Annotated in this window: 14 protein-coding genes and 1 tRNA gene; 1 reads left to right on the top strand and 14 read right to left on the bottom strand. The window is 55.1% G+C overall.

From position 1 onward, the window contains the following. Positions 1 to 24: 24 nt before the first annotated feature. From rnr to nnr, 13 genes are all read right to left on the bottom strand, one after another. The gene (gene rnr, locus OGX93_RS12255) at positions 25 to 2,457 is read right to left on the bottom strand and encodes a ribonuclease R (protein ID WP_286449918.1); all 2,433 of its coding nucleotides are present in this window, start codon (positions 2,455 to 2,457) and stop codon (positions 25 to 27) included. 38 nt (positions 2,458 to 2,495) lie between these two features. Beyond that, a complete protein-coding gene (gene nsrR / locus OGX93_RS12250) occupies positions 2,496 to 2,921 on the bottom strand; it encodes a nitric oxide-sensing transcriptional repressor NsrR (RefSeq protein WP_024130794.1) in 426 nt (141 codons plus the stop codon). A 227-nt stretch (positions 2,922 to 3,148) separates the two neighbouring features. After that, positions 3,149 to 4,447, bottom strand: coding sequence for an adenylosuccinate synthase (purA, locus tag OGX93_RS12245; RefSeq protein WP_012134433.1), 1,299 nt, complete (start codon positions 4,445 to 4,447; stop codon positions 3,149 to 3,151). A gap of 102 nt (positions 4,448 to 4,549) precedes the next feature. Next, entirely contained in the window at positions 4,550 to 4,747 is a 198-nt protein-coding gene (locus tag OGX93_RS12240; protein WP_024130795.1) for a DUF2065 domain-containing protein, read from the bottom strand. A gap of 82 nt (positions 4,748 to 4,829) precedes the next feature. Beyond that, positions 4,830 to 5,834 (bottom strand): protease modulator HflC, encoded by a 1,005-nt coding sequence (gene hflC / locus OGX93_RS12235; protein ID WP_012134436.1) that lies wholly within the window; start codon positions 5,832 to 5,834, stop codon positions 4,830 to 4,832. Positions 5,835 to 5,836: 2 nt separating this feature from the next. Further along, on the bottom strand, positions 5,837 to 7,093 hold the full coding sequence (gene hflK / locus OGX93_RS12230) for an FtsH protease activity modulator HflK (protein WP_047459458.1): 1,257 nt from the start codon (positions 7,091 to 7,093) through the stop codon (positions 5,837 to 5,839). A gap of 92 nt (positions 7,094 to 7,185) precedes the next feature. Continuing rightward, complete coding sequence (hflX, locus tag OGX93_RS12225; RefSeq protein ID WP_047459460.1) at positions 7,186 to 8,466, bottom strand: ribosome rescue GTPase HflX; 1,281 nt, start codon at positions 8,464 to 8,466, stop codon at positions 7,186 to 7,188. Positions 8,467 to 8,539: 73 nt separating this feature from the next. Continuing rightward, positions 8,540 to 8,848 carry an RNA chaperone Hfq gene (hfq, locus tag OGX93_RS12220; RefSeq protein ID WP_012134439.1) on the bottom strand — a complete coding sequence of 103 codons (309 nt, stop codon included), beginning with the start codon at positions 8,846 to 8,848 and terminating at the stop codon, positions 8,540 to 8,542. 84 nt (positions 8,849 to 8,932) lie between these two features. Continuing rightward, positions 8,933 to 9,883, bottom strand: a complete 951-nt coding sequence (gene miaA, locus OGX93_RS12215; protein WP_047459461.1) for a tRNA (adenosine(37)-N6)-dimethylallyltransferase MiaA — start codon at positions 9,881 to 9,883, stop codon at positions 8,933 to 8,935. Further along, positions 9,876 to 11,735: a DNA mismatch repair endonuclease MutL gene (mutL, locus tag OGX93_RS12210; RefSeq protein WP_286449919.1), complete on the bottom strand. Its 1,860-nt coding sequence runs from the start codon at positions 11,733 to 11,735 to the stop codon at positions 9,876 to 9,878. Before mutL ends, miaA begins: the two co-directional genes overlap by 8 nt. A 9-nt stretch (positions 11,736 to 11,744) precedes the next feature. Further along, a complete protein-coding gene (amiB, locus tag OGX93_RS12205) occupies positions 11,745 to 13,076 on the bottom strand; it encodes an N-acetylmuramoyl-L-alanine amidase AmiB (RefSeq protein ID WP_286449920.1) in 1,332 nt (443 codons plus the stop codon). Positions 13,077 to 13,092: 16 nt separating this feature from the next. After that, entirely contained in the window at positions 13,093 to 13,554 is a 462-nt protein-coding gene (gene tsaE / locus OGX93_RS12200; RefSeq protein WP_012134443.1) for a tRNA (adenosine(37)-N6)-threonylcarbamoyltransferase complex ATPase subunit type 1 TsaE, read from the bottom strand. Then, positions 13,526 to 15,073 carry a bifunctional ADP-dependent NAD(P)H-hydrate dehydratase/NAD(P)H-hydrate epimerase gene (gene nnr / locus OGX93_RS12195; protein ID WP_286449921.1) on the bottom strand — a complete coding sequence of 516 codons (1,548 nt, stop codon included), beginning with the start codon at positions 15,071 to 15,073 and terminating at the stop codon, positions 13,526 to 13,528. Before nnr ends, tsaE begins: the two co-directional genes overlap by 29 nt. Here nnr and queG point away from each other — a divergent pair. Next, entirely contained in the window at positions 15,072 to 16,211 is a 1,140-nt protein-coding gene (queG, locus tag OGX93_RS12190; RefSeq protein WP_286449922.1) for a tRNA epoxyqueuosine(34) reductase QueG, read from the top strand. The two genes, nnr and queG, sit on opposite strands and share 2 nt — an antisense overlap. 269 nt (positions 16,212 to 16,480) lie before the next feature. Here the strand turns inward: queG and OGX93_RS12185 are convergent. Next, positions 16,481 to 16,556 (bottom strand) — tRNA-Gly (locus OGX93_RS12185). Positions 16,557 to 16,558 lie beyond the last annotated feature (2 nt).

The following is a 16,558-nucleotide window of genomic DNA, read 5'->3' as shown; positions in this document are numbered from 1 at the left end:
TCCACGCAGGGGGAGAGGGGGAAATTACTCAGCTGACTTTTTCTTCGCCGCGCGCTTCGCTTTTGTCGCGACAGCGATTTTCTGCGTCTTTGCCGATGGATTTTTGGCTTTCTTCTCTTTCTTCGCCTTACCTTTCGCTTTCTCGCCGCGGAAGGCGCTATCCGGTTCGAAATTCACCTTTTTGCCCACCTGACGACGCTTACCGGCATTTTTAGCCGTTTCGCCTCTTTTCGCTTTCTCACGCGCGGTTTTACCGACGTTGCGCGGGGCGCGTTCGCTGGAGATCAGGCTAAAGTCAATTTTACGCTCATCCATATTGACCGCTTCGACGCGGACTTCCACGCGGTCGCCCAGACGGTAGGTCTGGCCGCTGGATTCCCCCATCAGACGCTGCCCTACCTGATCGAAACGGTAGTAATCGTTGTCCAGCGAAGAGACGTGTACCAGACCATCAATAAACAGTTCATCCAGACGAACAAAGAAGCCGAACCCGGTTACGCTGGAAATCACCCCTTTAAAGACGTTCCCCACCTGATCCAGCATGAAGTCACACTTCAGCCAGTCAGAGACGTCGCGCGTGGCTTCGTCAGCACGGCGCTCGGTCATAGAACAGTGCTGGCCCAGTTGCAGCATCTCTTCCATCGAATAGTGGTAGCCGCCCGTTTCCGTCGTGTTGCCCTTATGCCCTTGCTCATGCGCCAGCAGATACTTAATGGCGCGGTGCAGCGACAGGTCAGGATAACGGCGGATCGGTGAGGTAAAGTGCGCGTAAGACTGCAATGCCAGACCAAAGTGGCCACGGTTTTCTGGATCGTAAATTGCCTGTTTCATTGAGCGCAGCAGCATAGTTTGCAGCATTTCCGCGTCAGGCCTGTCGGCAATCGACTCCAGCAGCTCCGCATAATCACGCGGTTCCGGCTTATTGCCGCCCGGCAATTCCAGCCCCAGCTCCGCCAGAACGGAACGGAAGGAGGTAATCGCCTCGGTGCTCGGCTTGTCGTGGATACGGAACAGCGCAGGCTCTTTGGCTTTCTCAACGAATCGCGCCGCCGAGATATTCGCCAGAATCATGCATTCTTCGATCAGCTTGTGTGCGTCATTACGCTGCGTCTGCTCGATACGTTCAATGCGACGTTCAGCATTGAAGATAAACTTCGCCTCTTCGCTTTCAAATGAGATGCCGCCACGCTCTTCTCGGGCGTTATCCAGCACTTTGTAGAGGTTATGCAGCTCTTCGATGTGCCTGACCAGCGGCGCATACTGCTCGCGCAGGTCCTGGTCGCCCTGTAGCATATGCCAGACTTTGGTATACGTCAGGCGCGCATGGGAACTCATCACCGCTTCGTAGAATTTATAGCCGGTTAAACGCCCTTTTGATGATACGGTCATTTCGCAGACCATACACAGGCGGTCAACCTGCGGGTTCAGCGAGCACAGGCCATTGGAGAGCACTTCCGGCAGCATCGGCACAACCTGCGACGGGAAATAGACCGACGTCCCACGGTTGCGCGCTTCGCGATCCAGCGGCGTTGGCGGACGCACGTAATAACTTACGTCAGCGATAGCCACCCACAGGCGCCAGCCGCCACCGCGTTTCTTCTCGCAGTAAACCGCATCGTCAAAGTCACGGGCGTCTTCGCCATCAATCGTCACCAGCGGTAAGTCGCGCAGATCCACGCGGCCTGCTTTCGCCTCTTCCGGCACTTCTTCTTTCAGGCCGGCGATCTGCTGTTCTACCGCCTGCGGCCAGATATAAGGAATTTCATGGGTGCGCAGCGCCATATCGACAGCCATGCCAGTGCCCATGTTATCGCCGAGAACCTCAACGATTTTACCGACCGCTTTAGTGCGGCGGGTCGGGCGCTGGGTGAGTTCCACCACCACCACAAAGCCCATGCGCGCGCCCATCACCTCTTCAGGCGGGATCAGGATGTCGAAGCTCAGACGGCTATCGTCCGGCACCACAAAGCCCACGCCCGCATCGGTAAAGTAACGACCGACAATCTGGCTGGTTTTCGGCACCAGAACGCGCACGATACGCGCTTCGCGGCGGCCTTTACGATCGGCCCCCAGCGGCTGCGCCAGTACCTGATCGCCATGAATGCAGGTTTTCATCTGCTCACTGGAGAGATACAGGTCATCTTTACGTCCTTCGACACGCAAAAAGCCGTAGCCATCACGGTGGCCGATAACGGTACCTTTCAGCAGGTCGAGGCGTTCCGGCAGCGCATAGCACTGGCGGCGGGTAAAGACCAGCTGTCCGTCGCGTTCCATCGCACGCAGACGGCGGCGCAGGGCTTCCTGCTGCTCTTCACCTTCAATGTTCAGTTCCGCAGCCAACTCATCACGGTTGGCTGGTTTTTCACGTTTTGTTAAATGTTCGAGGATAAATTCCCGGCTCGGGATAGGGTTAGCGTATTTTTCAGCTTCACGTTCCAGGAAAGGATCTTGTGACATGGCGGTTCCTCCGTTGTCAGCTCTGATGAAGATTTTCGTCACTCCACCAGCAATAATTTATAAAGCGGTTGATTCTCTTCAACCAAATCGGCAAGCGTGTAGTTATCCAGTTCCTTGAGAAAACTTTGCACGGCCTTCGAAAGTGCCTGCTTGAGTCGGCAGGCAGGAGTAATGTGGCAAAATTCGCTGCTGCAATTTACCAGAGATAAAGGTTCCAGCTCACGAACCACATCACCGATAACAATAACATTAGCTGGTTTACCCAGGCGGATACCGCCATTTTTTCCTCGAATAGCAGTAACGAAGCCCGCCCGGCTAAGTTGATTGATTATTTTGACCATATGATTACGGGACACGCCGTAGACTTCTGTCACCTCAGAAATACTGGTCATACGTCCTTCGGGTAGCGACGCCATATAGATTAGCGCACGTAATCCGTAATCGGTGAAACTCGTTAACTGCACATCAACCTCAGGAAAAGGGGAAAACGGGATAAACCAGGTTGTATTAATTACATTGATGATAAACCAGCCACCAGCCAGGTCGCTAATTTATTTCAGTTCGGGAAGGAAAAAAGCGAGGATCTTATGCTGTATTAAGCCGGATGGCGGCGAAAAGCGCCTTATCCGGCCTACAGTGTGAACAGGTCTGATAAGCGCAGCACCATCAGGCACTGCGCCATGACCCCAAATTATGCGTCAAACGGGTCACGCAGAATCATCGTTTCAGTACGATCCGGGCCGGTAGAAATAATATCAATCGGCACGCCGGTCAGTTCTTCGATACGTTTGATGTAGTTCAGCGCCGCCTGCGGCAGGCCGCTGCGATCCTTCACGCCAAAGGTGGACTCAGACCAACCCGGCATGGTTTCGTAGATCGGCTCGATGCCTTCCCAGTCATCCGCTGCCAGCGGTGTGGTGGTTACTTCACGGCCATCCGGCATACGGTAAGCCACGCAGATTTTCACCTCTTCCAGACCGTCCAGCACGTCCAGTTTGGTCAGGCAGAAGCCAGACAGGGAGTTGATCTGCACCGCACGGCGCACAGCAACGGAGTCCAGCCAGCCGGTGCGACGACGACGACCGGTGGTGGCGCCGTATTCGTTACCCTGCTTGCACAGGAACTCGCCGGTGTCATCAAACAGCTCAGTCGGGAACGGACCCGCGCCCACGCGAGTGGAGTAAGCTTTGATGATACCCAGAACGTAGTCCACATAACGCGGCCCCAGGCCAGAACCGGTCGCTACGCCACCCGCAGTGGTGTTAGAGGAGGTAACGTACGGATAAGTACCGTGGTCGATATCCAGCAGCGTACCCTGCGCGCCTTCGAACATGACGAAATCGCCACGCTTACGCGCCTGGTCCAGCAGATCGGAAACATCAACAACCATAGAGGTCAGGATGTCGGCGATTGCCATCACATCATCCAGCACTTTCTGGTAGTCAACGGCTTCCACTTTGTAGAAATTCACCAGCTGGAAGTTGTGATATTCCATCACTTCTTTCAGTTTTACAGCGAAGGTAGCTTTATCGAACAGATCGCCAACGCGCAGACCGCGACGAGCCACTTTGTCTTCATAAGCCGGGCCAATACCACGACCGGTGGTGCCGATCGCTTTCGCGCCACGCGCTTTCTCACGCGCGTTATCCAGCGCAACGTGATAATCAAGGATCAGCGGACAGGCTTCAGACAGCAGCAGGCGCTCACGGACAGGGATACCACGGTCTTCCAGTCCTTTCATCTCTTTCATCAGCGCAGCCGGAGACAGCACAACGCCGTTACCGATGATGCTGGTAACATTCTCACGAAGAATACCTGATGGAATAAGATGGAGGACGGTTTTTTCACCGTTGATTACGAGAGTATGGCCTGCGTTGTGACCGCCCTGGTAGCGTACAACATATTTAGCCCGTTCAGTCAGAAGATCGACGATCTTTCCTTTACCTTCGTCACCCCATTGGGTGCCCAGTACGACGACGTTGTTACCCATTTTTCAAAATCACCGTTTGCTTAAAAATGGATTCTACCATCGCTTTTTCAGATATACAGCACTTTTTGCATGCTAAGATCGGCAAATACGACTACTTTTTGATCAGCCAATCGTTTTCCTCAACATGTAGTAGACAACAACTCCGGCAACCACAAGACCGCCGCCAAAACGACGTAAAACATTTTCCGGCAGTTGCGTCATGGCAGAGATCATTTTCTTCCAGGCGCGGGGATACAGCATCGGGCCTAAACCTTCCAGTACCAAAACGAGGGCAAGCGCCAGCCAGATAGTTGAATTCATCCATCGTCCTTATATAAAAAGAAAACCACCGCCTCCCTGAGGATGCCGGTGGTTTTGTTCATCTAAAACCGTTGATACGATTTTAACGTGTTGCCGTATTCGGTGTCTTCATGTAACGGAAGAAATCGCTGTCCGGGCTCATGATCATCACGTCCTGATTGCCTTCGAAGCTCTTCTCGTAAGCACGCAGGCTACGGATGAAGGCGTAGAAGTCCGGGTCCTGACTGAAGGCATCGGCAAACAGTTTCGCGGCTTCGGCATCACCTTCACCACGCGAAATGCGGCCCTGACGCTCGGCTTCCGCCAGCGTTCTGGTCACTTCATAGTCGGCGGTCGCGCGCAGTTTCTCCGCTTCTTCCTGACCCTGTGAACGGTGACGACGGGCTACCGCTTCACGCTCGGCGCGCATACGGTTGTAAATCGCCTCAGATACTTCGGTCGGCAGGTTGATCTGCTTGATACGCACATCCACCACTTCGATACCTAACGCCGCCATACTGTTCGGGTTGATCACCGGCACTTTGCCATTGGTTTCTGCCGCAACGCGTTCAGCCGCTTCGGCAATCGCGCTATCCGCCGCCGGAGTCGCCACTTCATCTTCCGTTCCCGCAGAACCGGAGTTCAGCGCGTCACGCACTTCCAGCGTTAAACGACCACGGGAATCGGTCACGATGTCTTTCACATCCAGACGACCAATCTCAGAGCGCAAACGGTCAGAGAACTTACGTTTCAGCAGCACTTCGGCCTGAGAAACATCGCCGCCGCCTGTCGCCAGGTAGTAACGGCTGAAATCGCTGATGCGCCATTTGATGTAGGAGTCAACGATCAGGTCTTTTTTCTCTTTGGTTACAAAGCGATCGGCCTGGTTGTCCATCGTCTGGATACGCGCATCAAGCGTTTTCACCGACTCAATGAACGGGATCTTAAAGTGCAGGCCCGGCTCATAAACCAGCGGTTTGTTTTCATCGTCACGCAGAACTTTACCGAAACGCAGCGTAATTCCGCGCTCGCCTTCTTTGACAACAAAGACAGACATGTACAGCACTACCAGCACGATGATGATAATCGCAATAACTGACTTACGCATCGTTATTCCCCCTGACGCTGGTAGTCGTTACGCTGCGCGTTAGCGCGGCGTTGGTCCATAATATCGCCCTGACTGGTGGACGAGGTATTGCTTGCTCCGCTCGTGCTGGACGATGAGGCCGGCGGCAGACGCAGCAGATTGTTAGCCGTGCTGTCTTTTGCCGCAGGCGCGTTAGCGCCTTTCAGCATCTGATCCAATGGCAGAACCATCAGATTGCCACCTTTGTCGTTGACCAGAACTTTACGCGTATGGCTCAACACTTTTTCCATCGTCTCGATATACAGACGCTCGCGAGTAATCTCTGGTGCGGCTTTATATTCCGGCAGAATTTTAGCGAAGCGAGCCACTTCACCCTGCGCTTCCAGGATGGTTTGGGTTCTGTATGCACGCGCTTCTTCAAGAATACGCTGCGCCTGACCGTTCGCACGCGGCTGAACTTCGTTGGTGTACGCTTCCGCTTCACGGATGTATTGCTGTTCGTTCTCACGCGCCGCGATAGCATCGTCAAACGCCGCTTTTACCTCTTCCGGCGGACGCGCTGCCTGGAAGTTGACGTCCAGCAGGGTAATACCCATGTTGTACGGACGAATGGTCTCTTCCAGTTCACGCTGGGTATCGCTACGAATAACGGTACGACCTTCCGTCAGAATGCGGTCCATCGTGTATTTACCGATAACCCCACGCAGGGCGCTGTCGGTCGCCTGACGCAGACTGTCATCCGCGCTGGTCACGCTGAACAGATAACGCTGCGGATCGGTCACACGGTACTGCACGTTCATCTCAACGCGCACAACGTTTTCATCAGAAGTCAGCATCACACCGGACGCCGCCAGTTCGCGAACCGCTTCCACGTTTACCGGAGTGACTTCATCGATAAACGTCGGCTTCCAGTTCAGACCCGGCTCAACCAGGTGGCTGAATTTACCGAAGCGTGTCACCACGCCGCGTTCCGCTTCTTTGATGGTGTAGAAACCGCTGGCAGCCCAGATAATGACGATCGCTGCCGCTGCGATGGTAACGACACGACCTCCGATATGCGGGCGCGGCCCCTGCGATGAACTACCACCGCCAGAGCCTGTACCTTTACCGCCACCCAGACCACCGAGCTTTTTACTCAGTTTGCGGAAGATATCATCAAGATCAGGTGGCCCCTGATCGCGACCACCTTTGTTTCCATTTCCCTCAGAGTTGCCGCCAGGTTTGCTGCTTCCCCACGGGTCGCGGTCTTGTCCGTTATTACCGGGCTGATTCCACGCCATGTTTGTGCTCCATATTTGTTATGCGGTGATCCCCGTTGTCTTTCGACGAGAGGGATAAGGCGAAATTACTCCATGCTCCAGACGAGCCGCCATTAGATCACATAGTCGATCAACGCCGGTTCTTGTTTACAGAGGCGACGCCAGTCGACAATCGGCATGCGAACCTGCAAACTTACGCTGCCGTCCTCCTCCATCCACTCTTTTTCTATTGCCTGAAGTTGGTAAAACCGGCTTCTCAGACGCCCTTCTTGCGGCGGCAAACGCAACGTATGCTGCGCCACCTCGCCGGAAAGCCGCTCCGTCAAAGCCTGAAAAAGCTGTGGTATCCCAACCCCTGTTTGCGCAGAAAGCCAGACACGGATTGGTTTGTTCTCTTCATCCCTGTCGATACGCGGTTCAAAATCGTCCAGCATATCGATCTTGTTCATCACCATCAGGGTTGGGATCTCGTGAGCGTCGATCTCTTCGAGAACCGTATCCACTGCGTCGATGTTTTCCTGTACGCGCACATCAGCGGCATCAACAACGTGTAACAAGAGCGTGGCCTGCCGGGTTTCCTGCAAGGTCGCTTTAAACGCCGCCACCAGATCGTGCGGTAAATGACGGATAAACCCTACGGTATCCGCCAGTACGGTTTCTCCCACATCTGCGACATCGATACGGCGCAGCGTCGGGTCCAGGGTCGCAAACAGTTGGTCTGCGGCATACACCCTGGCTTCAGTAATCTGATTGAAAAGGGTGGATTTACCGGCGTTGGTATATCCCACCAGCGAGACCGTCGGGACATCCGCTTTTATACGCGACTGCCGCCCCTGCTCACGTTGCTTCTCAACTTTCTCCAGGCGCGACTGTATCTGTACAATACGATTACGCAGCAAACGACGGTCGGTTTCGAGCTGGGTTTCACCCGGACCGCGCAAACCAATCCCGCCTTTCTGCCTTTCAAGGTGGGTCCAGCCACGAACCAGACGCGTGGCCAGATGACGCAGTTGCGCCAGTTCAACCTGCAACTTACCTTCGTGGGTACGTGCACGCTGAGCAAAAATATCTAAAATAAGACCGGTTCTGTCGATCACGCGACATTCACACAAACGTTCCAGGTTACGCTCCTGGGCCGGGCTTAAAGCATGATCGAAAAGCACGACCGCAGCGTTAGACGCTTTCACGGCTTCCGCAATTTCAACTGCCTTACCTTCACCTACAAAGTACTTCGGGTGCGGTGCTTTACGGCTACCGGTAATCACCTGCATTGCTTCGACACCGGCGGAAGAGACCAGAGACTCAAACTCCTGGAGGTCTTCCATATCTTTGTCTTGCGAAAAATAGATGTGTACCAGTACCGCCTGCTCACCGGCATCATAACGGTCAAACAAGCGTCAACCCCTCGATATATATCAGCGGGGAACGCAGGTTCCCTGGCTCCCCGTGTGTAAAACAGCCAAAACCTTATTCGGTTTCTTCGCTGTCCTGTTGCGCAGAAGTACCCTGCGCGCTGCTACCGTGATGGTAGTTACTGCTGGTGCCGCCACCGGCATTGTTACTGTGATGAGAAACCGGGCGAGACGGGACAACAGTAGAAATCGCGTGCTTGTAAACCATCTGGCTGACCGTGTTTTTCAACAGGATCACGAATTGATCAAAAGACTCGATTTGACCTTGCAGCTTAATACCATTCACCAAATAAATAGAAACTGGAACACGTTCCCGACGCAGTGCGTTCAGGAACGGATCTTGTAAAGATTGCCCCTTAGCCATTCTCTCTTTTCCTTATATGCTTATTTGTACTTTGAACCTTTCGATTCTGAAAAATTGCGCACGATACGTCTCAATTGTACACATTCAGTTCGCGATAGCACCAACAACCTGCAATACTTCGTTTCGCGCCTGGTCAGGCTTTTCACTGTCAAGCCAGCGTACTCCTTCCCAACCACGCAACCAGGTTACCTGACGCTTCGCCAACTGCCTCGTGGCGCAAACACCTCTATAAACCATTTCATCATATGAAATTTCGCCTTCAATGTATGACCACATCTGGCGGTATCCCACACAACGAATGGAAGGCAAGTCCGTATGCAAATCTCCACGGGCAAAAAGCGCCCGAACTTCTGCTTCAAAACCTGAAGCCAACATCTGATGAAAACGCTGCTCAATTCGCTGATGGAGCAGTTCACGGCTCGCCGGGGCGATGGCGAACTGATGCACCTGATACGGTAGAGCGTCTCCTGACGTTTGCGTCAGTTCCGTTAAAGTTTTACCCGAAATGAAAAAAACTTCCAGTGCCCGGGAAAGTCTTTGCGGATCATTTGGATGAATCCGTGCGGCAGCGACCGGATCAATATCCTGAAGCTGTCGGTGCAACGCATCCCATCCTTGCTCTGCCGCCTGTTGCTCAATTCGGGCTCTGATCTCAGGTTCCGCCGACGGTAAGGGCGAAAGTCCCTCCAGCAACGCCTTGAAATACAACATGGTGCCGCCCACTAACAGCGGAATACGCCCCGCCGCAGTAATCTCCGCCATTTCCGCTAACGCATCGCGACGAAAATCCGCTGCTGAGTACGCTTGCGCCGGATCGAGAATATCCAGCAATCGGTGCGGAGCGGCCTTTAACTCTGAAGCTGTCGGCTTCGCCGTACCGATGTCCATCCCCCGATAAATAAGGGCGGAATCAACGCTTATCAACTCTACTGGCAAAACTTTACGCAATTCAATTGCTAACGCTGTCTTGCCGGAGGCCGTCGGCCCCATCAAAAAAATCGCCTTTGGCAGGCTCGCCTTACTTACATCACTCATGTTTCAGGGCGTTCATCACCGAATGTAAATCAACAGGTTGTAACAGACCACCCGGCGGCGCCTTCACGAGCTGCGGACATAGCCGCTCTACATCAGCCAACAGCGTAATGGCCTGCGCCATCGTCCACTGCGGATGTTCACTCATCAAATTCCGCGCAATCCACTGTGCAATATTGCCCGCGTCAAACGCTGACTGCTGCGCGAGGTAGCCTATCAGTTCAGGAATCAAGATTTGTAAATTTTGTTGGCGTAAGGGTAAAGGCACTGCACGAATGGTCACATGCTGCGCATCTGACTGGAATTCAATCCCCAGATCCGTCAGTGGTGTTTGCGCTTTTTCCAGCGCGGATTTCTCCTCCGCCGACACTTTTAAGCGCAGCGGAATCAACAACGGCTGGGCGCAGACCGGCGTCTGCCCCGGCGTCAGTTGGGCCTGACGCAGCCAGCGTTCCGCCACGGGCAGCGCCAGCAGATGGATATTGCCGTCACGCTCAAGCAATGCGCAATCCGCGCCGACAATGGTCAGCACGCGACCGAAACTCTGGCTATGCCCTGCCAGCGACGGCGCTGCCGTTTCTGCTTCCGGTGCAAGCGCCGGTTGTCGCGGAGCGGGCGTCTGTAACAGCTGGCGGTACACTTCGCCCTGCTGTTTCTGGTAGCCCGGCTGGGCATGCGGCCAACTGGCAGCAGGCTGACCTCCGCCGGTTGCCCCTGACGACGTGGAATAGCGCGGCGCGGCAGGTTCCCGCGCAGAGGCCGGTTCAGCGAAATGATTACGCCCGGCCGCCACGCGGTTTTCCGGGATATGACGCGGCGCAGGCGCTTCTTCCGCCAGCGGCAGCGGCGCATCAAGCTGCTGCTGTAGCACGCTCAATACGCCCTGATAGATGAAATCATGCACCAGCCGCGACTGGTGGAAACGCACCTCATGTTTCGCCGGATGCACGTTCACATCCACCTGATGCGGGTCAATCTCCAGATACAGCACAAATGCCGGTTGCTGATCGCCACCCAGTTTGTCTTCACAGGCCTGACGAATCGCATGATTGATTAACCGGTCGCGCATCATGCGGCCGTTCACGTAGCAGTACTGGATTTCCGCCAGCGCCGCCGTGGTGTGGTGAGGGTCGGCCACCCAGCCGCGCAGCGTCAGATCGCCGTGCTGCCATTCAATCGCCAACGCCTGTTCCAGAAACGGTACGCCGCAAATCGCGCCTAATCGACGTTCCTTCTGCCCGTCCTGCGCAACCGCGCGGTACTGGCGCACCATTTTACCGTTGTGCGACAAATTAAGGGTGACGTCGAAGCGCGCCAGCGCAATGCGGCGGATAATTTCGTCAATGTGGTTGAACTCGGTTTTCTCGGTGCGCATAAACTTGCGCCGTGCCGGCGTGTTGTAGAACAAGTCCAGCACCTCCAGCGTGGTGCCGATCGGATGCGCCGCCGGTTTTACCGTCACGTCCATATCACGCCCTTCGGCATAGGCCTGCCAGGCTTCCGCCTGTTCCGCGGTACGTGACGTGAGGGTTAAACGCGAAACCGAGCTGATACTTGCCAGCGCTTCGCCGCGAAATCCGAGGCTGATAATCGCTTCGAGATCGTCAAGCGAGGCGATTTTACTGGTGGCATGGCGAGCCAGCGCCAGCGCCAGCTCGTCTTTTTTAATTCCGCAGCCATTATCGCGAATACGAATAAGCTTTGCGCCGCCGCGTTCGATATCAATATCGATCCGCGTCGCCCCTGCATCAAGGCTGTTTTCCACCAGCTCTTTCACAACCGACGCAGGTCGCTCTACCACCTCACCTGCGGCAATTTGGTTCGCCAGTTGCGGCGGTAGAACCTGAATCGGCATGTAAAATCCTTAGTTAATCAACGACTCACCCGGCGACACCGCGCTGGCCGTTTGCGCCGGAGCGTTCTGCGGCCCGGATTGCACCGGATGCGCCTGGAAGTAGTTACGCAACCCTTGGTAAATTGCCTCTGCCAGCTGCTGCTGATAAGCATCGCTTGCCAGTAAACGCTCTTCGCCGCTGTTGCTGATAAAGCCCGTTTCAACCAGCACCGAGGGGATATCCGGGGAACGCAACACGCCGAGGCTGGCGTGTTCAGGGCGACGCTTATGCAACGAACCAATGCGCTGCAACTGACCTAACATGTTTGTCGCCACATCATACCCTACGCGCTGGGAATGACCGAATTGCAAATCCAGTACCGCCTGGCTTAAGTAGGGGTCAGCCTGACTGTTCGCCAGCACATCGCCCGCGCCGCCCAGCAGCTCAGACTGCTTCTCATGTTCTTCCAGCCAGTTCGCCATTTCGCTGTTGGCGCGACGGTTTGACAGCACCCATACCGAGGCGCCCGTCGCGTTGCGGTTTGGCGCGGCATCCGCATGAATGGAGACGAGGAAATTGGCGTTCTGCTTACGCGCCACGTCGGAGCGCCCCATCACGGAGATGAAATAATCCCCGTCGCGGGTCAATACGCCTTTGAACATCGGATCGTTATTCAACAACGTGCGCAGCTTACGGGCGATAGCAATCGTCACGTTTTTCTCCCGCGTCCCGCCGGGGCCAATAGCGCCGGGGTCTTGCCCGCCGTGACCGGCATCAATGGCGATCACCACTTTGTCGCCGTTACTGGATGTCGTCCGCGCTGCCGGGCGCGTTACCGTATTGCTGCTGGTGACAGCGGTAGCGCGATCCTGGTTTGTTTTAAACGGATTTCGCGCAGGTTCAGTCGGACGCGGAGTGACCACCGGCGTCTCAACGCGTTTTGCGACGACAGGCGGTGGAGGTGGCGGCGGAGGCGTATCGGCGTTGATGGTAAAGACCACGGTATAGTTACCGCCGCTCTGTCGTTTCACGGCCTCGGTTTTACCGTTCTCCGTCAGATCGACAACCAACCGCAGCGACTGCGCGTCTTTCGCCGTACCGGAGCGAATCGCTTTTACCAGGTTGTTGCCGCTAAACTGCAACGGCAGTCCCTGAATCACGCCGGTCTGTTTGATATCCAGCGCGACGGTACGTTTACCTTCTTGCGAAAACGCGTAATCAGGATCGCCGATAAAACTGAACGTAATTCGCGCCTGCCGATCGCCGTTAGATACCTGAATATCGGAGAGGCTGGCGGCCCCCGCCTGCGCGCACAGCAGGACCAGCGTAGCCACCACCCAATTTCTGATGCGATAAATCATCCCGCCACCCTTAAGGTTAACCGGCCAAACGCGCCAGCAACAAATCACCTGATGAGGAGACAGCACTAATGCGCGCCTCACGACCTTGCGCCTGGTAATCTATGTGTATTTCGACATCCGGGTCAGGCAGTACACCTTTACCTTGTTGCGGCCATTCCACCAGGCAAATGGCATCGTTGGCAAAATAATCACGGATCCCCATAAATTCCAGCTCCTCAGGATCCGCAAGTCGGTATAAATCGAAGTGATACACCATTAAGTTATCGAGCGTATAGGGTTCAACCAGCGTGTAGGTCGGGCTTTTCACATTACCTTTGTGGCCCAACGCCTGTAGAAATCCCCGGCTGAAGGTGGTTTTCCCCGCCCCCAGGTCGCCGTACAAATAGATGACGGTCGCACCGTCACAGGCTTTCGCTACGCGTAGTCCCAGGTCTAAAGTCGCCTGCTCGTCAGGTAGCGGAATTACTCGATTCATCATGGTTTACGTCAATCACATCAGGGTTAACAATACGCTGTAGCGTAGAAAAGAGATCGGTTGCCAGCATGCCACGGGCGCCATAACGCGCCGCTAAAACATCCGCCGCCGCACCGTGGGCAACACATCCCGCACACGCTGCATCATACGGGGAAAACTTCTGTCCAAGCAATGCGCCAATAATGCCGGAAAGCACATCGCCCATTCCACCGCTGGCCATCCCGGCGTTACCGGCATCAATAATGCCCAACGCATGCGATTGGGCGGCGACGACCGTTCCCGCACCTTTCAGCACCGCCACGCCACCATACCGTTTTACCAGACGACGTGCTGAAAGTAAGCGATCACTTTCAATTTCTGCGACAGAACAACCCAGTAGCCGCGCGGCTTCCCCCGGATGCGGCGTGATCACGCGATTGTGACGTTTATCGGGATTGATTGCCAGCAGGTTCAGCGCATCCGCATCCCAGAGCATCGGTTTGCGAAAATTCTCAGCTTTCTGTAGCGCTTTTTTACCCCATTCCTGCTGTCCGAGCCCGGGGCCTATCACCACCACGTCCGCCCATTGCAGACTGTCATCAAGGGATTGAGGCGTCAGTTCATGCACCATCAGTTCGGGACGGGCGGTCAGCAACGGCGCGATATTTTCGCTGCGCGTCAGCACCCGCACTAATCCCGCTCCGGCACGCAGCGCCGCTTCGCCGGTCATACGTATCGCTCCCGCCGTCCCATGGTCGCCGCCAATAATGACCAGCCGACCATGATCGCCTTTATGCGACGTCGGGCGGCGTGGCGTCAGCCAGTGGGAAAGTTGCGAAGCCGCAAAGCGCTGGATACGAACTTCTTGTCCTGCCAGCCAGCTTTCCAGCCCCAGCGCGTCAAAGTGCAGCGCTCCCACGACATCCCGCGCCTTGCCCGTCAGCAAACCGGGTTTCAGCGCAACGAAGGTAACGGTATGCGCGGCATTCATCACCGCACCAGGCGTGGCGCCCGTTTGCGCCAGCAAACCGGAGGGGATATCAATAGCCACCACCGGCGCTGGATGGCTGTTCGCTCGTTCAATAAGCGTAGAGAGGGAGGTGCGCGGAGCCTGCGTCAGACCGGTCCCCAGCAGGGCGTCAATAATCACATCAATATGATCCGGCCAGATGATATCCGACGCATGAATGACGCCCCCGGCATTGAGCCACGCCTCGCGCGCCTGCGCCGCCTCTTCAGGAAGTGGCTTATCGCTCTCCTGCGCCAGTAGCGTCACCTCAATACCTGCGGCTTTCGCCAGCCTCGCCACCATGTAGCCGTCGCCGCCATTATTACCATGACCGCAAAGCACCAGCCAGCGCCGGGAATCGGGGTACGCGTCGCGTGCAACCTGAAATGCGGCTTCCCCCGCCCGCAGCATCAGCTCATACAGCGTCAGCCCTAAGCTGTCCGCCGCCTCGCGTTCCGCCCGTTTGATCTCATCGGCGGGCCAGATGGAGTGTGGTATACTTGCGGGGTTTTTCTTCATTGTATGGTCCGTCATGTCAGAGCCCCTCGATCTCAATCAGTTAGCGCAAAATATTAAACAGTGGGGGCTGGAACTGGGCTTTCAGCAGGTCGGTATTACCGATACCGATCTCAGCGCCAGCGAACCCAAATTACAGGCATGGCTGGATAAACAATACCACGGCGAAATGGACTGGATGGCTCGCCACGGAATGATGCGCGCCCGCCCTCACGAATTATTGCCCGGCACGCTACGCGTCATCAGTGTGCGCATGAATTATCTGCCTGCCAATGCCGCTTTCGCCAGTACCCTAAAAAATCCCTCTCTGGGCTACGTCAGCCGTTATGCGCTGGGTCGTGACTACCATAAGCTGTTACGTAACCGTCTCAAAAAACTCGGCGAGAGGATTCAGCAGCACTGCGTTTCGCTGAATTTTAGACCGTTTGTCGATTCTGCGCCCATTCTGGAACGTCCGCTGGCTGAAAAAGCCGGGCTTGGCTGGACAGGTAAGCACTCACTAATCCTTAACCGCGAAGCCGGTTCGTTCTTTTTCCTGGGGGAATTGTTAATTGATTTGCCTCTCCCCATTGATACGCCAGTTGAAGAAGGCTGCGGGAAATGCGTTGCCTGTCTGACCATCTGCCCGACCGGCGCAATCGTCGAGCCCTACACGGTGGATGCGCGCCGCTGCATCTCCTATCTCACGATTGAGCTGGAGGGGGCGATACCAGAAGCGCTTCGGCCATTAATGGGCAACCGGATTTACGGCTGCGACGATTGTCAGCTTATCTGCCCGTGGAACCGCTACTCGCAACTGACCGATGAAGAAGATTTCAGTCCCCGCAAGCATCTTCACGCGCCAGAGCTGATTGAACTGTTTGGCTGGAGCGAAGCCTGGTTTTTAAAAGTTACGGAAGGATCGGCGATTCGCCGCATTGGTCACTTACGCTGGCTGCGAAATATTGCCGTCGCGTTAGGCAATGCGCCCTGGGATAACGCCGTGATTACCGCCCTGGAAAGTCGCCGGGGTGAGCACCCACTTCTCGATGAACACATAGAGTGGGCGATTGCGCAGCAAATTGAGAAACGAAATACCTGCGTGGTGGAGGTGCAATTACCGAAGAAACAACGCCTGGTCAGGGTCATTGAAAAGGGACTGCCGCGCGACGCCTGAGTCATCCACAGCTTGTGTATAAAAATAAAAAGACATTGCGATTCAAGAGGGAAAAAATCGTCAAGTGATCGCATTAACATTTCGAAATGATAATTAATTTATCAATTTCAATAAGTTACAAAGTTACTATTCACCAGGCGAAGTTTTTTGTATTCCAGGAATAATGCCTGGACCTGTGGATAAGTCTGTTTACAAGAGTGTTTCAGAGGCAAAATAAAAGGTCCCCAACGTGAAAATACGCTGTGGATAATTTTATGGAGATAAGAATTTGGAGCGGGAAACGAGACTCGAACTCGCGACCCCGACCTTGGCAAGGTCGTGCTCTACCAACTGAGCTATTCCCGCTT

Source organism: Citrobacter sp. CK195 (assembly GCF_030333365.1).
GTDB lineage: Bacteria > Pseudomonadota > Gammaproteobacteria > Enterobacterales > Enterobacteriaceae > Citrobacter_B > Citrobacter_B koseri.
Note: the sequence above shows the minus strand (reverse complement) of the source record. Positions and strands in the feature narration are given on the sequence as shown.

What these genes read in the sequence shown, in the direction of transcription:
- rnr (WP_286449918.1), bottom strand. Translation starts at nt 2,457, where the DNA reads ATGTCACAAGATCCTTTCCTGGAACGTGAAGCTGAAAAATACGCTAAC.
- purA (WP_012134433.1), bottom strand. Translation starts at nt 4,447, where the DNA reads ATGGGTAACAACGTCGTCGTACTGGGCACCCAATGGGGTGACGAAGGT.
- OGX93_RS12240 (WP_024130795.1), bottom strand. Translation starts at nt 4,747, where the DNA reads ATGAATTCAACTATCTGGCTGGCGCTTGCCCTCGTTTTGGTACTGGAA.
- hflC (WP_012134436.1), bottom strand. Translation starts at nt 5,834, where the DNA reads ATGCGTAAGTCAGTTATTGCGATTATCATCATCGTGCTGGTAGTGCTG.
- hflK (WP_047459458.1), bottom strand. Translation starts at nt 7,093, where the DNA reads ATGGCGTGGAATCAGCCCGGTAATAACGGACAAGACCGCGACCCGTGG.
- hfq (WP_012134439.1), bottom strand. Translation starts at nt 8,848, where the DNA reads ATGGCTAAGGGGCAATCTTTACAAGATCCGTTCCTGAACGCACTGCGT.
- miaA (WP_047459461.1), bottom strand. Translation starts at nt 9,883, where the DNA reads ATGAGTGATGTAAGTAAGGCGAGCCTGCCAAAGGCGATTTTTTTGATG.
- mutL (WP_286449919.1), bottom strand. Translation starts at nt 11,735, where the DNA reads ATGCCGATTCAGGTTCTACCGCCGCAACTGGCGAACCAAATTGCCGCA.
- amiB (WP_286449920.1), bottom strand. Translation starts at nt 13,076, where the DNA reads ATGATTTATCGCATCAGAAATTGGGTGGTGGCTACGCTGGTCCTGCTG.
- tsaE (WP_012134443.1), bottom strand. Translation starts at nt 13,554, where the DNA reads ATGATGAATCGAGTAATTCCGCTACCTGACGAGCAGGCGACTTTAGAC.
- queG (WP_286449922.1), top strand. Translation starts at nt 15,072, where the DNA reads ATGTCAGAGCCCCTCGATCTCAATCAGTTAGCGCAAAATATTAAACAG.
- nnr (WP_286449921.1), bottom strand. Translation starts at nt 15,073, where the DNA reads ATGACGGACCATACAATGAAGAAAAACCCCGCAAGTATACCACACTCC.